Here is a 13,990-nt window from a genome sequence, read left to right as displayed (position 1 = left end):
TCAATCTGTGCTTATAGTCAATTTTAATCCATTCGCTGTCTTTAAGTTCTTTATTGCATACTTTGCAAATTCCCATGATAGATGTCTCCTTTACTATTTGTGTATTTATTCACATTCTAACATATAACTATATCTAAATGTTTGAATATTTGTTGAAGTTTACTTTTTTTATTTTGCTACTTTTAATTGGAAAGAGTACTTATTTAATAAATTCTTGTATGTATCTAAATCCTTTAAATCAGAGCGTAAACTATCACATGTACAGTGAGTTAATCTGTTTCTGTAGTCCATCTTTATCCAATCAGTATCCTTTAATTCTTTATTGCAAATTTTGCATGTGCTCATTAGTAATCCCCTTCTTACATATAGTTTGTGTATTTATTCACATTATAACATGTGTTAATCGTCACTGTCCATATATAACTGAATATTTTTTGAATAAATAATGTGTAACTATTGGGTAAGTTTCTAGAATAAAAGTGTCAGGCACCCCAGAAAGACAAATGTATCACATTTGTCTTTCTGGGGTGCCTGACACCACATTAATAACACCGTATTAACCTATAATCCCGGTTGTGCTTAAGAACACTAGGATAATAACAATTGGGATAACCCATGTCATTAAGAGTTTCCATGTGTGAAAGTAAGACGGCGCTAATGTGTTAGCCTGGAAAAACTCATTTTTTACTAGAGACTGATTCATTTTATAAATAATAAAGAAAGCAATAAACAGGTTTCCGAGAGGGAGCATGATATTACTTACCAGGTAATCGGTTAGGTCAAATACAGTTCTATCAAGCCATTTAAAATCAGCCAGCAGACTTGATGACAGAGCGGCAGGAATACCGGCTAAGAATACGATGATCCCTGAAACCCAAGAAACCTTTTTCCGCGAATGCTTCCCGTTGGCAGTAAAAGCAGCAACAATAATCTCTAATAAGCTAAAGGATGAGGTAAGCGTTGCAAATAAAAATAGGATTAAAAATAGACTTAAAAACAATTCGCCAAACGGCAGCTGTCCAAAAACGGTCGGAAGGACAATAAAGAGTAAGCCCGGTCCCTCGGTTGGCTCAAGGCCAAAGGAAAATACAACAGGGAAAATGGCCAGTCCTGCTAGCAGAGAAACAAATATATTCATGAACACAACAGAATTTGCCGAAGCAGGAATACTGACATCCTTATCTAAGTAGGAACTATACGTTACCATACAGGAAAATCCGACGGCTAAAGCAAAGAACGACTGACCGAGAGCGTATAGAACAGATTCACTTGTGATTTCTGAAAAGTCAGGCTCGAGGAAAAATTTTACGCCTTCCATTGCACCGTCCAATGTCAAAGAGCGAATCACTAGTATGATAAAAAAGATGAAGAGCAGCGGCATCATATATTTATTTGCTTTTTCAATTCCATTTTGCACGCCAAGGGCAATAACCACAATGTTAACAAGGATGAAAATGGCTAGTCCTAAAATGGTAATAGCCGGGCTGCCGGTCACCGTACCAAATAACTCTGGATAGTTAGCAGCTTCTTGAATCACTCTGCCGAATATAGATAACAGGCTGTATATGAATACCCACCCTCCGACAACGCAATAAAAGGAAAGAAGGAGGAAGCAGCCAACAACTCCCATGCGGCCAATATTCACCCATAAACTGTTGGGAGCTAATTTTTTATAGGCACTGATGGCTTCCATTCCCGATCCACGGCCAATGATAAACTCTGAGATAAGCATAGGAAGTCCGATTATTAAAGTAAAAATAACAAAAATAAGAAAAAACGCCCCACCGCCGCTTATACCGGTGACATAGGGGAATTTCCAAATGGCCCCCAAACCAATGGCAGCACCTGCTGATGATAAAATAAAACCCAGCTTGGATGACCATTTCTCTGTGTTTTTTTCCATAAAAACTCCTCCAAAATATGATCAGTACGATAGCAACTATGATGTTTTCAATAGAGTAGGGTTATATTAAAAAGCAAACATATTTAACAAACAAACGATTGTTTTTTCCATAGCTATAGAACCTTTTATGTCCTTTAACATCATAACATAATCAAGCTTGCATATAACATGTTTGAAGAGGGATCGTATGATCAAATAATTTGAAATCCCTAATAGAGACAACTTTATGCCCCCGGTGGTATAATGGATATACAAATAGCAGGGTCTGTAAATAAATAAAGGGGGATGAGTTTATGTTTATCGTTAGTGCGGAAGCAAATGCAGAAATTCAAAATAGAAAGGCTGAATATGGGAAGGAGTATGTTCGCCTTCAAATGCGACATAGCTGCTATATGAAAGTAAAGCTGACTTTCGAAGATGAGATTCTTCCAAACGATGTAGAAGAGGTGGTTGATGGGGTCCGTTTTATCATCGACAAAGGCCATGAGCATTACTTTTTCAATAAAAAAATTGTTTACGGCCCAGATAAATTTGGGTTTAAAGAATTTGATTTAGCGCCGCTAGAGCAGGCTTAAGGTATATTCAAAAGTTTCTCCCATATACTGTACTGTTATAAACATGTACAAGGGGGGGTTGTTTTGCAATTCTACTATGGACCGCAAATGCCTTTACGAATATTAGATGAAGCAGAGTTTTGGAAGCATCAGGAAGAGGAGCATACAGTGGTGATTCGCGCGCTTGTACCAAATCTTGAGGAGGAATATGTAGAGGCATTGGAAGAATGGGAAGCAGCACTTGGTGAAACACATAAAAAGGTGGTTCGATTTATTGAAACGGTTGCCCGCTCCGGCTACCAAATTTCTCAAGCACTGCAGCAGCAGGTCATGCAGCTGGTTTCCTTTAGCCTCCAGCAAAGCCTGCAGTTTATTCATCTATGCCAGCAAATCAAAACCAAGAGCAAGGCCGTGAGCGCGAACCCAACGGCAAAAACAGTCATAGATCATATCATTCGCGAGTCTGAGTATTTTGTTGGTATTTCCCAGGCGCTCTTGTATCAGCAACAGGCATAATCATATATTTTTATAAAAGAGAAGCAGTGCCTGACGTTCAGACACTGCTTTTCTATTTATCATAATAGCGAATATAATCATAATTAGAAGTTGGTACTTTTTTAATGACCTCACCGTTTTCATTTTTATAAATTTCATATTCTCGGTAGGTTTCTACAATATAACCATCTACTTTCGTTTTATCCTCGAGCATCATTTCCAACGTATAGTTCTGGGCTGCAGCTTCTTCACTTTCCTCTGTTTCACCCACAGTTGCTTCTTCATTAGCCGAAACCTGTTTACCTTCAGCTTCCGCAGCATCCTCTTCCGTGACCTCAGCCTCCGCTAATAAAACTTCATTTGGAATACTCGAAACTCTGACATTCTCTTTGTTTATCAGGGAATAAGGGGACTCTAAATAAACTAATAGAATTAACGTTATGGCAAGTCCGATCATGGGAATGGATTTTTTCCATTTCACTATCCATCGACTCCTTCAAACTTCCGGATTCTATAAACTAACCGCCTCTCTCTACATTTATATGCATGTCCGCTCTCTCTAGTACTGTTGTCCACACTTTGTTAACATTTGCGAAAATTTCCATCTGGAAAAGTGATATTCATCACGGTGCTTTTTTTTACAAATAGTATACTTTCAGTATGAGAATTGTTCTCATCAAAAAAATAAAAAGATCTCACTAATGGGGTGAGTAAAGATGGATAAAATGATTGACTTTCAAAAATCAGTTTATGAATTATGTACTGAAGATTCCTTTGTCATGGAAATCATGAAGGAGCTTGGCTTTGACCAAATCACAAAGCCGGGTATGCTGCAAACCGCAGGACGAGTAATGACAATCGAAAAAGGAGCTCGGATGAGAGGGATCGAGCTGTCAGACATTGCACAAACCTTTGAAAAACACGGATACATCGTGAAGCAATAGATAGGAATAAATACGAACATTATATTCCCAGGAGGATGGAACCATGAGCGAACTAATTAATAACCGTGAAGTTATGGAAAATAAAAATGAACGTCAAGCGATGCTAAAGGAAATTATTAAAGAGCTTCATGCCGGAAAAAGCGTTGAGGAAGTAAAAGCTAGATTTGAAGAGGCTGTAGGTGATGTAACTGTTGCGGAAATTTCTCAGATGGAGCATGATTTGATGATTGAGGAGGGAATTCCAGTTGAGGAGGTACAGCGACTTTGCTCTGTTCATACAGCGATTTTTAAAGGCTCAATTGAGGAAATTCACCGTTCCGACAAGCCAGAGGATCAGCCAGGACACCCTGTTCATACATGGAAGCTAGAAAATAAGGAAATAGATATGCTTGTTAACTTCAAGCTTCAGCTTCATTTGGAACGTTTTGAGAAAGAGGATTCCGATGAAAATCGATTTAAGCTGCTTGAAGACTTGAATTTGCTTTTAGATGTAGATAAACACTACTCCAGAAAGGAAAATCTGCTGTTCCCTTACCTTGAAAAGTATGGAATTGACGGTCCAACAAAGGTTATGTGGGGCGTAGATGATGCGATTCGTCTAGCGATTAAGGAAGCAAAGGCATTTTTAGTAGAATACGATGGAAATAAGGTAGAAGTAATCGGCGTACTAAAGCATGTGGTAAAAGAGGTTTCTGAAATGATTTTTAAAGAGGAAAATATCCTGTTCCCAATGGCTCTCCAAACGTTAACAGAGGATGAGTGGGTAAAGATTGCTGCAGAAAGTGATGAAATCGGCTTCTGTTTAACAGCTCCTGCTGGAGTATGGAAGCCTGAGCGCCATCCTTTAGCTATTGAAGAGGCAAAGGAAGAAGAGGTAAAGGCAGACGGTTTTATCCGTTTTGAAACAGGAATTGTATCGCTGAAGCAATTAGAGACCTTGCTGAACCATCTCCCAGTTGACCTAACCTTTATTGATGAAAATGATGTCGTACGCTACTTCTCTCACGGAAAAGAAAGAATCTTTGCGAGAACAAAGGCCGTGATCGGTCGTACTGTTCAAAACTGTCATCCACCGCAAAGTGTACATGTCGTTGAAGAGCTTCTACGAGATTTCAAATCCGGTAAAAAGGATGCAGAGGACTTCTGGATTCCATTCAAAGATAAGTTTGTTTATATTCGTTACTTTGCTGTTAGAGATGAAGAAGGTAAATACTTGGGTACACTTGAATTTACACAAAATGTAGCACCGATACGTGCGTTGGAAGGCGAAAAACGTATTTTATCATAAGGTAAAAAAGGAATTGCACCCAATCGTGGTGGAATCGCACCAACCTGAAGCATAATTGCATCAAAACCACCAACAACTGCACATCTACCAACAAAAGGGACTCCTGTAGCTTAACAGGAGTCCCTTTTTATCAACTAGAAATATAATATGAAAATAATCACCGCTACGATGATGCGGTAAATAGCGAACGGTACAAGCTTGATCTTATTAATCAGCTTCAGGAAGAAGCGGATGGAGAATAGGGCAAAAACAAATGCGCTGATAAAACCGGCAATAAAGAATGGCAAAGCATCCACAGTGAAGTACTGCCAGTTTTTCAAAAGAGAAATGAAGCTGGCTCCGGCCATAATAGGAACTGCCATGATAAAGGTAAAGTCAGCTGCAGTACGGTGATTTAGTCCAAACAAGACACCGCCTGAAATGGTGGCGCCAGACCGTGAAAACCCTGGCCATAGGGAGAAACACTGAACAAGTCCAATAATAAAGGCATGCTTATATGTGATTTCATCAAGGGAATTGACAGTCGGGCGTTTTCCGCCAAATTTATCTGCTATAATCATGAGAATCGCACCAAGGATCAAACCAATTGCGACTGTTTCAATGGAAAATAAATGCTCATCAATATAATCTTCAAATAATACACCAAGTGCACCTGCAGGAATCAAACCCACGATAACATGGAGCAGGTTTAAATGACCTCCGCCATGTACGGTTACCGCTCTTTCTTTATTGAAAAGGCGGTTCAACCCAAGTATGTCAATAAAACGATCTTTAAAGACAATAACAGAAGCAAGGATAGATCCGAGCTGGATAACAACCTTAAATGTATTGGCTACATATTTTGTGAGGAATTCTTCGGATTTCAGCCACATATCATCCACGATGATCATATGCCCGGTAGAGGAAACCGGCGCAAACTCCGTTAAACCCTCCACCATTCCGAGAATAATGGCTTTGATTAGTTCTATAAAATCCATGGTGGAACAAACTCCTTATTATTGTTTTAAGCTTTTTTTCGTTTATTGCGGAAAAAGAAGAATAAAAATACAACAATTCCCACAGCGATAATAGCATAGGCAATATTTGAATAGACATCCATAAAGCCTGTGATGGCATGCCAATTGTCACCCAATGCAGCACCGACAGTTACTAGAATAATATTCCAAATTAACGTTCCGACAAAAGTGAAAATAAGGAATAAACTAAACTTCATGTTAGACATACCAGCAGGAATGGAGATTAAACTGCGAATAAGCGGAACCATCCGGCAGAATAATACGGTCCAAATTCCATATCGATCAAACCATGCATCTGCTTTGTGGATATCATCCTTTGATACCCTTAAAATATGTCCGAAGCGGTCAATGATTTTCTCCAGTCTTTCCACATCAAGCAACAGGCCAATTCCATATAAAATGACAGCCCCAACAACTGAACCAGCAGTTGACGCGATCACGACACCTGGCACCGTCATACTGGTATAGGTGGTCATAAAGCCGCCAAACGGGAGAATAATTTCAGATGGGATAGGTGGAAAGACGTTTTCTAAAGCGATCATGAGAAAAACGCCAATATATCCGTACTGCTCCATAAAACTTGTAATCCAGCTTTCCATTTTCAACCTCCAACTAGTTATCACTATATGTATAAGTTACCTTTGTCCAAAAATTTCACTAGACGTTACATGTCAGTAGTATTCTTTGGACAAACTCCATTACAATAGTATGTCTCTTGAAAAAAGTCCATGCTGAAAGATTAACATAAATTGAAGTAAATGCCCATGATTTTTCCAACATCCTGCCTGTTTCACTTCCAATATACTAGATGAAACTCGAAAAACTTAAAAAGGTGCCTGACACCTGAAAAAGACATGTGTCTTTTTCAGGTGTCAGGCACCATTTGACCGATTAGTATACGTCCTGTGTTGTAAATACAAGGAAGGAAACAAATAGGGAGGCTAGCCACCATATGAATAAAAGGGTGATTGAAAACAGCAAAGTCATTCCTTCAATTGGCGGAGCCACACCGCTCAAATAGCCTGTTAAGTTTAAATTCACCATAAACAGATATTTGGCAAACTCCCATGATGAAACCATGTTGCTTAAAATGGAACCGGAAATGAGTGCAGCAAGCATGATTCCCATACCGGCAGCAGTGCTTCGAATCAGTACGGATAGCATAAAGGACAGCGTCCCGACAACAACAGCAACAAACCAAACTAATCCAAATTCCATAAATAAAAAACGCCATTGACTGACAAGCCGCACTTCTGATGTGTCCAAATTTCCACCCTGAGCAGTAAAGCCGGTAATGATGGGAGCGTTCATCCCACGATATCCAAACACTACCCCTGAAAGGAGATAGGCTAGCACACCGACAATGGCGATGATGATGGAGATGGACAGGATTAACGCTAAATATTTACTTAATAAAATCTGCCATCGTTTAACAGGTCGTGTCAGCAGCAGTTTAATGGAGCCAAGTGTATGCTCGGAGGAAACAAGGTCACTGGCAACCACCATCACAAGCAAAGGAATAAACATCGATCCTGCGTTTTCTATGAACATTCTTACAAACGAAGGTGCCCCTGGCTCTGTTGGATTAATATCGTGATCCAAATAGTATTGTGATTGCTTCAACGTAATTTGCAGGCGCTCACGAAGATCCTCTGACATCCGGCTTGAGCTAAGCCGGTTGGAAATATCAACAATTTGTGCCTGCACCTGTGCTCTCCAGTCAGACCCAAGCTTTTCCTGGCGTTCTAGTGTTTCTTTATACTGCGCATATGTAAATAGTGCAACCAGTACGGCTGTAATTAAGGCGATAACAATTAATCGTTTCCGGGCTAGAATCTTCATCATTTCGTTATGAATAAGCTTAATCAACAGTTTCACCGCCTGTCAGCTGTAAAAATAAATCCTCGAGGACAGGAATTTTACGATTCATCTCTAGAATAGAGATACCTTCTTCCATTAACGTTTTACTCCATTCAGCTGCTTTTTCATCAATAAGAGGAGTAAAGATATAACCATCCTCCACTTGTACTTCAGTAAAACGCTCCAGTATTTCTTTGCCCCGCTGTAGTGGGGAGACCTTCCAAGCAAGCTTTTCCTGTTTTGTCAGTAGGTTTTCCACTGAATCAACACTGATGATTTCTCCTTTTTGCATAATGGCCACCCGGTCGCACAGAAGCTGGATTTCGCTTAATAGATGACTAGAAACTAAAACACTCAATCCCTCGTTCTCAGCAAGATTGCGAATGAATTGCCGCATTTCACGGATTCCTGCTGGATCGAGTCCATTTGTCGGTTCATCTAGAATGAGCACCTTTGGTCTATTTAACAGAGCCTGGGCAATTCCAAGTCTTTGCCGCATCCCAAGTGAGTAGGTTTTTACTTTATCGTGGATCCGGTCATCAAGACCGACAAACCGAATCGTTTCCTCTATTTGTTTTTCTGAAATGGATGGAAGCATTCGTGCAAAGTGAAGCAGATTATCCCAGCCTGATAAGTATGGATATAGCTCTGGATTCTCAACAATACAGCCTAAATACTGCATGGCCTTTGTAAAATCCCTTCGAACATCAAAGCCGCAAATGGAAATGGATCCGGTGGTGGGCTTGATAAGACCGGTCAGCATCCGGATGGTTGTTGTCTTCCCGGCACCGTTGGGTCCAAGAAAGCCAAATACTTCTCCTTTATGTAGTTCAAAGTTTAATCCTTTAATAATTTCCTTTCGTCCAATGGTTTTTCGCAGATTCTTCACTGCTAACGTTACGTCAGTCATTAGACTCGGTCTCCTTTTCCCAGTTAATGAGCGGGGCCAATCTATCTGAGATCAACTTATAGCCGGCGTGATTTGGATGGAATTTATCTGAATATAAATACTCGTTAACAGACAGCTGGAATAAATCAAAGGTTGGAACAAAAACGACCTTCTCAAATTGTCCGGCGTTTAATTCCGTCGCATAATTCCAGCCCCTAACAACCGTATTGGTCGCATCGCTATCGTCCAAATCAATAAATGGATTATAAAGTCCAAGAATAAAGATTGTGGCATCTGAATTATGCTGACGGATGGTAGTGAAAATTTGCTGCAAGTTGGCTAAATAGGTCTGCTGCAGCCCCTGCACCTTTTCTAGATTTAAATCTACCAATGTTTCTCCCTGCTGAAAAAGATCATTCCCACCAATAGTCATAAGAATGACGTCCGCTTCTTCTAATTGCCGGCCAATATTCTGCATGCCTAATTGCTGCAGAAGCTCTGCTGAAGTTTGACCATTGATTCCGAGGTTATACACTTGAACCTCCTGCGGACGTAACCGTTCCTTTAGTTCCTCGGTCACTAGACCAACATAACCCAATCCTGCATCATCTCCGGTTCCTCTCGTAAGGGAATCCCCTAGTGCCACCACTGTCAGGTCTTTCCCCGTTTGTTCAGTTGCACTCTTTGTTTCTACTGGTTCCTTATCTATCGTTTCGGCCTTCCCATTGTAGAAATCTCCTATAGACAAGAAGAACCCGAAAAGCCAAAGTAACGATAGTAAGGAAGCGATGATGGTAGTCACCCGGGCTGCGTTCTTTTTCATGGTCATCATCTCCTAAAGGTGATAATTCGTTGTATAGAGTTGAAAAATAGTCATTCCATCACAATTATTTCTATTGTCGTTACAATTTAGTCTTATTTTCTAAATATAGTATAAATGAAGGGGGGAGGAAAGTATTTGACAAATAGGGAAACATTCGCGGATGGAGAATAAAAGACAAAAAGTATCTAGAAGAGTACTAGATACTTTTTGTCTTTTCCATTACTTTAGAAATGTATTTTCAATATCATCTAACATTAGGTTAGCTGCTTTTACTCCACCTGCTGTATTCCATATAACATCGTCTACTTTGTGGACTTCACCTTTTTGAGCTACCTCTAGGTTTTTGAACAGAGGATCCTCTAGCCATTCCTTTTCAAGCTTAGCTGCGGCACCGTCTCCCGTTTCATAGGTGAAGTAGAAGAGGATATCTCCATCCATCAAAGGCATTTGTTCCTTTGTTGCTCCTTTAATAGCAAACTCGTTTACATTCTGGCTTTCAGGTCTTGCAAATCCAAGCTGATCAAGAATCACACCAGAGAAAGAATCCTTTTGATAAATCCGAACATCTCCAGCCATAAAGCGAACCATTGAAACTTTCATATTCAATTTGTCACCTAGTTTTTCTTTTAGACCGGCAATACGAGTATCGTACGCGTCAATAATTTCTTTTCCCTTTTCTTCTTTATTAATGGCTTTAGCATAAAGTTCAAAGTTGTTTTTCCAATTACCACGTAAATCCTCAGCGAATACGGTTGGAGCAATTGCACTTAGCTGGTCGTAAATCGCTTCCTGGCGCATTTTATTTCCAATAATTAAGTCAGGCTTTAGTGCAGCAATGGCTTCTACATTTACTTCACTTTCTAATCCAACTACTTCAGCATCCTTCATTTCATCTGCAATATGGTCATACCATGGGTCGCCTGTCCATGATTGAACGGCACCAACGGGTGTTACGCCAAGAGCTAAAAGAGCCTCAGTTCCTTCGTTTGTTAAAATAACAACTTTTTCTGGTGCTTTTTCAATGGTTGTCGATCCCATGGCATGTTCAACGGTATAGCTAGTGTTTTCTGCTTTTGGGTTTTCTTCCGTTTTCTCGGAACTAGCCTTCTCCTCAGTACTACCGCAGGCAGCAAGGAAGAGGATTAGCATGATTGAGAAGAATGATAGAATAGTGCGAGTTAACTTCATTATTGTTCCTCCTATAATTGCTAATGATAATCATTATCAACTTGAATTATATGAATATTGTAAAAGCACCCAAGGGTATTTGTCAACACTTAATTGAAAATGATTATCAAACTCATTGATTAATAGAATTTTTAGAAGGAGCAAAACAGCAGGTTTAACACTCTTAATAAATGGATATAAATTAAACGATGAAATTAACGGGGAGGGGTTATATGTGGAAGCAACCTTTATAGAAATGGATGCCATTTTTAATCGAACGAAGAATGCTTTAGTAGAGTTTATGGGGATCCTTACACCAATTGTTGAAAATGCAAAGGATGACCATGAACGTCTTTTTTGGCATCACATTTTCGAAGAGGAAGAACATCGCTCGGATCGCTTGAATATTCTCATGCCAAAGATTCAAGCAGGTGTACCCCACACTGATAATCAAGTTGAGCTGATCCATTTATTACAGGATATCAGTATAGAGAAGTTTGGTTTACATAATTTTTTAGAGCACTTAGATTTATTTCTTTTTCAATTTAAAGGAACGGAATATGAAGAGCGAATCCAAGCATTACGAGATTTCACCTATGAGGACTATCAACAAATGAAGGTCATTATGGATAGGTTGAATCAGGAATTCCAGGAGGGAGTCGAATTTAAAACATCTATTCCAACGGATGAAAAGGAAGAGAACAGTTCAAATGTAAAAATTGAGGCGTATTCACTGGAGCCTGTACAAGAGTCTCCTCCTGTTAAACAAAGCTATCGGAAAAGGTTAACGGTGGGAAGCTTGAAACAAAATTAGGAAAAATGGGGAAGTGATATTTTATGGATAAAGCAATACAGTTTTCTGAATCCTCCTTAACAAGAGAAGAATGGCTGGAGCTTGACCAAACGGTATTTGATAGTGTTAGAAAGCAGTTAGTCGGCAGAAAAGTAATCGATATCTATGGACCACTTGGAGAAGGGGTTCAATCTGTTACAAATGATATTTATGAAACGCCTGAACGGGGATCCCTTAGTTTTCATGGGGAGGACTTAGGTCTTTCAGTTCCTACAAAGAGAATTACGCTTACAATTCCTTTATTGTATAAAGACTTTATTTTATATTGGCGGGATATACAGCAGGCTAAAACACTTGGCAGCCCGATTGATTACTCAGCGGCAGCTAATGCGGCACAGCAATGTGCATTATTAGAGGATGATCTTATTTTTAATGGATCAAAGGAATTTGATATCCATGGGATCATGAATGTAAAAGGGAAATTATCTCATATTCGCAGTGATTGGATGGAATCAGGAAATGCTTTTAGCGACGTTGTGGAAGCGAGAAATAAACTGCTGAGAATGGGTCATACAGGACCGTATGCTCTTGTCCTGTCCCCTGAATTGTATGCACTCGTCCACCGTGTTCATCAAGGAACACATGTGTTGGAGATTGAGCATATCCGTGAATTAATGCCTGCTGGAGTGTTTCAATCGCCAATGATTAAGAGTGGTACAGGAGTTGTCCTTGATGCCGGGAAACAAAATATCGATTTAGCAGTGGCAAGTGATTTTGATACTGTATTCTTAGATCAAGACAATATGAATTATTATTTCAGGGTATATGAAACCATTGTTCCGAGAATAAAGCGCCCAAGCGCGATATGCACATTAGAGGATTTCTCTGATTGATTTCTGCATAGAAAAAAAGAGGGCGTCCCATAAGATTTCCATTCAGTACGATCGTAGTCATACTGGCGGCACCTTATAGGAATCCCTCTTTTACACTAGGCAATAGAATAAACATTTTGTTTTGGATAGATATGATTGATGTTTAATTCTCTTGTCGCTGCAGCCAATCCTATATCTTCAATAATCATTTTGGCTTCTTCTAAGAAAATAGGATTTAGACTGTCTTTATTAATTTCAACTAATTTCTTTAGATATTTTAGTTTATCTTTAGTTTTTACAGCTTTATAGGCTTGATTATTTAATTCGAAAATCTTTTTATGCTTTGGCTCTTGCAACAAACCAAGTTCTGTAATATTGACGATAATGTTTTCGTGATCTTCCGTTACAAACCCAATTGAATAGATGGAAGAACCAAGCAAATCAAGATGTGTAATAACAGCATTTTGATAAACTTCTCCAGTCCGAAAGCGAAGCGTTTTTGCTTCGATTACACCGCCAATTTTTCTTTCATTCACTAGTAATTTATGAATATCCTTTAAACCGTTAATTTGATAAGCCATGTCGTCATCTCCTTTTTTATGTGAAGGAAATATAATATCTTAATGAGAATAATTTTCATTATCATTATACATAGGAAACTAGCAAATGGTCAATAGAATTATTTTGAAACAATTCTCATAATTGAAAGGGGATACAAAACATGAAAAAGTTAACAATCGGTTCTTTGAAGTATGACAGTATAAAGCACAGTATTTCTCCTGAGCAGCCTAACGTAATTCCAATTCAAAAGAATAATGATCCAAACACCGCAGCCAGTAGAATAAATAATGTATTGGCTATAGAGCAAAACCAGCATTCTTTCCAAGTAAAGGTGCAAAAGGGTCAATCCATTTTGGATGCTGCTCTAGAGCAAAATCTTAATTTGGAGTATAGCTGTAAAAAAGGAACCTGCGGTAAATGTAAAGTTAAGGTAGTGGGCGGAGGCACATATCTTCAACCGGTAAACAGCCGTGAGGAAAAGAAATTACACTATTTAACAAAAAGTGGATACAGGCTTGCCTGCCAGGCAATAGCTAAATGATGTACCTGTTAAATAAAGATTATACGAAACACCTTAAATGAATGTATCTCGTTATTTGAGATACATTTATTTTTTTTGCTATGTTAAAGAACAATGTTAATTTTGTGTAAATGTTGATTGCAGTGGAAGGCACGAAGACTCCCGCGGGAGAAGCGAGACAGTCGAGACCCCGCAGACACGAAGTGTCGAGGAGGCTCGGCGGTCGCCCGCAGGAAAGCGAAGTGCCTGAAACGGAAATCAACAAACTATGTTAAAAGAGTATTTACAAAAAAAACTAATTGAAA

General features: G+C 39.2%; 16 protein-coding genes. 7 read left to right on the top strand and 9 right to left on the bottom strand.

What is annotated here, in order from left to right; genetic code table 11:
* Nucleotides 1-556: 556 nt before the first annotated feature.
* Nucleotides 557-1,903, bottom strand: coding sequence for a sodium-dependent transporter (locus tag ACHUFV_RS18545; RefSeq protein ID WP_394236750.1), 1,347 nt, complete (start codon nucleotides 1,901-1,903; stop codon nucleotides 557-559).
* 293 nt (nucleotides 1,904-2,196) lie between these two features.
* Here ACHUFV_RS18545 and ACHUFV_RS18540 point away from each other — a divergent pair, with 293 nt between their 5' ends.
* Nucleotides 2,197-2,478 (top strand): iron-sulfur cluster biosynthesis, encoded by a 282-nt coding sequence (locus ACHUFV_RS18540; RefSeq protein WP_394236748.1) that lies wholly within the window; start codon nucleotides 2,197-2,199, stop codon nucleotides 2,476-2,478.
* Between the two features lie 63 nt (nucleotides 2,479-2,541).
* The gene (locus tag ACHUFV_RS18535; protein ID WP_394236747.1) at nucleotides 2,542-2,973 is read left to right on the top strand and encodes a DUF2935 domain-containing protein; all 432 of its coding nucleotides are present in this window, start codon (nucleotides 2,542-2,544) and stop codon (nucleotides 2,971-2,973) included.
* A gap of 52 nt (nucleotides 2,974-3,025) precedes the next feature.
* Here the strand turns inward: ACHUFV_RS18535 and ACHUFV_RS18530 are convergent, their stop codons facing one another.
* Nucleotides 3,026-3,433: a hypothetical protein gene (locus ACHUFV_RS18530; RefSeq protein ID WP_394236745.1), complete on the bottom strand. Its 408-nt coding sequence runs from the start codon at nucleotides 3,431-3,433 to the stop codon at nucleotides 3,026-3,028.
* Nucleotides 3,434-3,668: 235 nt separating this feature from the next.
* On the opposite strand from ACHUFV_RS18530, the gene ACHUFV_RS18525 reads away from it, so the two are divergent.
* Entirely contained in the window at nucleotides 3,669-3,896 is a 228-nt protein-coding gene (locus tag ACHUFV_RS18525; RefSeq protein WP_394236743.1) for a DUF1858 domain-containing protein, read from the top strand.
* Nucleotides 3,897-3,939: 43 nt separating this feature from the next.
* Nucleotides 3,940-5,184, top strand: a complete 1,245-nt coding sequence (locus tag ACHUFV_RS18520; protein WP_394236741.1) for a DUF438 domain-containing protein — start codon at nucleotides 3,940-3,942, stop codon at nucleotides 5,182-5,184.
* Between the two features lie 134 nt (nucleotides 5,185-5,318).
* Here the strand turns inward: ACHUFV_RS18520 and ACHUFV_RS18515 are convergent, their stop codons facing one another.
* The 6 genes from ACHUFV_RS18515 to ACHUFV_RS18490 form a co-directional block, all read right to left on the bottom strand.
* Nucleotides 5,319-6,161 (bottom strand): undecaprenyl-diphosphate phosphatase, encoded by an 843-nt coding sequence (locus ACHUFV_RS18515; protein WP_394236739.1) that lies wholly within the window; start codon nucleotides 6,159-6,161, stop codon nucleotides 5,319-5,321.
* A 26-nt stretch (nucleotides 6,162-6,187) separates the two neighbouring features.
* A complete protein-coding gene (locus tag ACHUFV_RS18510; protein ID WP_394236737.1) occupies nucleotides 6,188-6,799 on the bottom strand; it encodes a DedA family protein in 612 nt (203 codons plus the stop codon).
* A 292-nt stretch (nucleotides 6,800-7,091) separates the two neighbouring features.
* The gene (locus ACHUFV_RS18505; protein ID WP_394236736.1) at nucleotides 7,092-8,069 is read right to left on the bottom strand and encodes an ABC transporter permease subunit; all 978 of its coding nucleotides are present in this window, start codon (nucleotides 8,067-8,069) and stop codon (nucleotides 7,092-7,094) included.
* Complete coding sequence (locus tag ACHUFV_RS18500) at nucleotides 8,062-8,970, bottom strand: ABC transporter ATP-binding protein (protein ID WP_394236734.1); 909 nt, start codon at nucleotides 8,968-8,970, stop codon at nucleotides 8,062-8,064. Before ACHUFV_RS18500 ends, ACHUFV_RS18505 begins: the two co-directional genes overlap by 8 nt.
* Nucleotides 8,963-9,772, bottom strand: a complete 810-nt coding sequence (locus tag ACHUFV_RS18495; protein WP_394236732.1) for an SGNH/GDSL hydrolase family protein — start codon at nucleotides 9,770-9,772, stop codon at nucleotides 8,963-8,965. The genes ACHUFV_RS18500 and ACHUFV_RS18495 overlap by 8 nt, the downstream gene beginning before the upstream one ends.
* A 219-nt stretch (nucleotides 9,773-9,991) precedes the next feature.
* Entirely contained in the window at nucleotides 9,992-10,960 is a 969-nt protein-coding gene (locus ACHUFV_RS18490; RefSeq protein WP_394236731.1) for an ABC transporter substrate-binding protein, read from the bottom strand.
* 214 nt (nucleotides 10,961-11,174) lie between these two features.
* Here ACHUFV_RS18490 and ACHUFV_RS18485 point away from each other — a divergent pair, with 214 nt between their 5' ends.
* A complete protein-coding gene (locus ACHUFV_RS18485) occupies nucleotides 11,175-11,753 on the top strand; it encodes an IMEF encapsulin system ferritin-like cargo protein (RefSeq protein ID WP_394236729.1) in 579 nt (192 codons plus the stop codon).
* Nucleotides 11,754-11,776: 23 nt separating this feature from the next.
* Nucleotides 11,777-12,625, top strand: a complete 849-nt coding sequence (locus ACHUFV_RS18480; protein WP_394236727.1) for a family 1 encapsulin nanocompartment shell protein — start codon at nucleotides 11,777-11,779, stop codon at nucleotides 12,623-12,625.
* 95 nt (nucleotides 12,626-12,720) lie between these two features.
* Here the strand turns inward: ACHUFV_RS18480 and ACHUFV_RS18475 are convergent, their stop codons facing one another.
* A complete protein-coding gene (locus ACHUFV_RS18475) occupies nucleotides 12,721-13,185 on the bottom strand; it encodes a hypothetical protein (protein WP_394236725.1) in 465 nt (154 codons plus the stop codon).
* Between the two features lie 140 nt (nucleotides 13,186-13,325).
* On the opposite strand from ACHUFV_RS18475, the gene ACHUFV_RS18470 reads away from it, so the two are divergent.
* Nucleotides 13,326-13,706 (top strand): 2Fe-2S iron-sulfur cluster-binding protein, encoded by a 381-nt coding sequence (locus ACHUFV_RS18470; RefSeq protein WP_394236724.1) that lies wholly within the window; start codon nucleotides 13,326-13,328, stop codon nucleotides 13,704-13,706.
* Nucleotides 13,707-13,990 lie beyond the last annotated feature (284 nt).

Origin of the sequence: Niallia oryzisoli (assembly GCF_043641075.1) — a bacterium.
GTDB lineage: Bacteria > Bacillota > Bacilli > Bacillales > Cytobacillaceae > Bacillus_BD > Bacillus_BD oryzisoli_A.
This window is presented reverse-complemented; position numbering and strand designations above follow the sequence as displayed.

What these genes read in the sequence shown, in the direction of transcription:
- ACHUFV_RS18545 (WP_394236750.1), bottom strand. Translation starts at nt 1,903, where the DNA reads ATGGAAAAAAACACAGAGAAATGGTCATCCAAGCTGGGTTTTATTTTA.
- ACHUFV_RS18540 (WP_394236748.1), top strand. Translation starts at nt 2,197, where the DNA reads ATGTTTATCGTTAGTGCGGAAGCAAATGCAGAAATTCAAAATAGAAAG.
- ACHUFV_RS18525 (WP_394236743.1), top strand. Translation starts at nt 3,669, where the DNA reads ATGGATAAAATGATTGACTTTCAAAAATCAGTTTATGAATTATGTACT.
- ACHUFV_RS18520 (WP_394236741.1), top strand. Translation starts at nt 3,940, where the DNA reads ATGAGCGAACTAATTAATAACCGTGAAGTTATGGAAAATAAAAATGAA.
- ACHUFV_RS18515 (WP_394236739.1), bottom strand. Translation starts at nt 6,161, where the DNA reads ATGGATTTTATAGAACTAATCAAAGCCATTATTCTCGGAATGGTGGAG.
- ACHUFV_RS18510 (WP_394236737.1), bottom strand. Translation starts at nt 6,799, where the DNA reads ATGGAAAGCTGGATTACAAGTTTTATGGAGCAGTACGGATATATTGGC.
- ACHUFV_RS18500 (WP_394236734.1), bottom strand. Translation starts at nt 8,970, where the DNA reads ATGACTGACGTAACGTTAGCAGTGAAGAATCTGCGAAAAACCATTGGA.
- ACHUFV_RS18495 (WP_394236732.1), bottom strand. Translation starts at nt 9,772, where the DNA reads ATGAAAAAGAACGCAGCCCGGGTGACTACCATCATCGCTTCCTTACTA.
- ACHUFV_RS18490 (WP_394236731.1), bottom strand. Translation starts at nt 10,960, where the DNA reads ATGAAGTTAACTCGCACTATTCTATCATTCTTCTCAATCATGCTAATC.
- ACHUFV_RS18480 (WP_394236727.1), top strand. Translation starts at nt 11,777, where the DNA reads ATGGATAAAGCAATACAGTTTTCTGAATCCTCCTTAACAAGAGAAGAA.
- ACHUFV_RS18475 (WP_394236725.1), bottom strand. Translation starts at nt 13,185, where the DNA reads ATGGCTTATCAAATTAACGGTTTAAAGGATATTCATAAATTACTAGTG.
- ACHUFV_RS18470 (WP_394236724.1), top strand. Translation starts at nt 13,326, where the DNA reads ATGAAAAAGTTAACAATCGGTTCTTTGAAGTATGACAGTATAAAGCAC.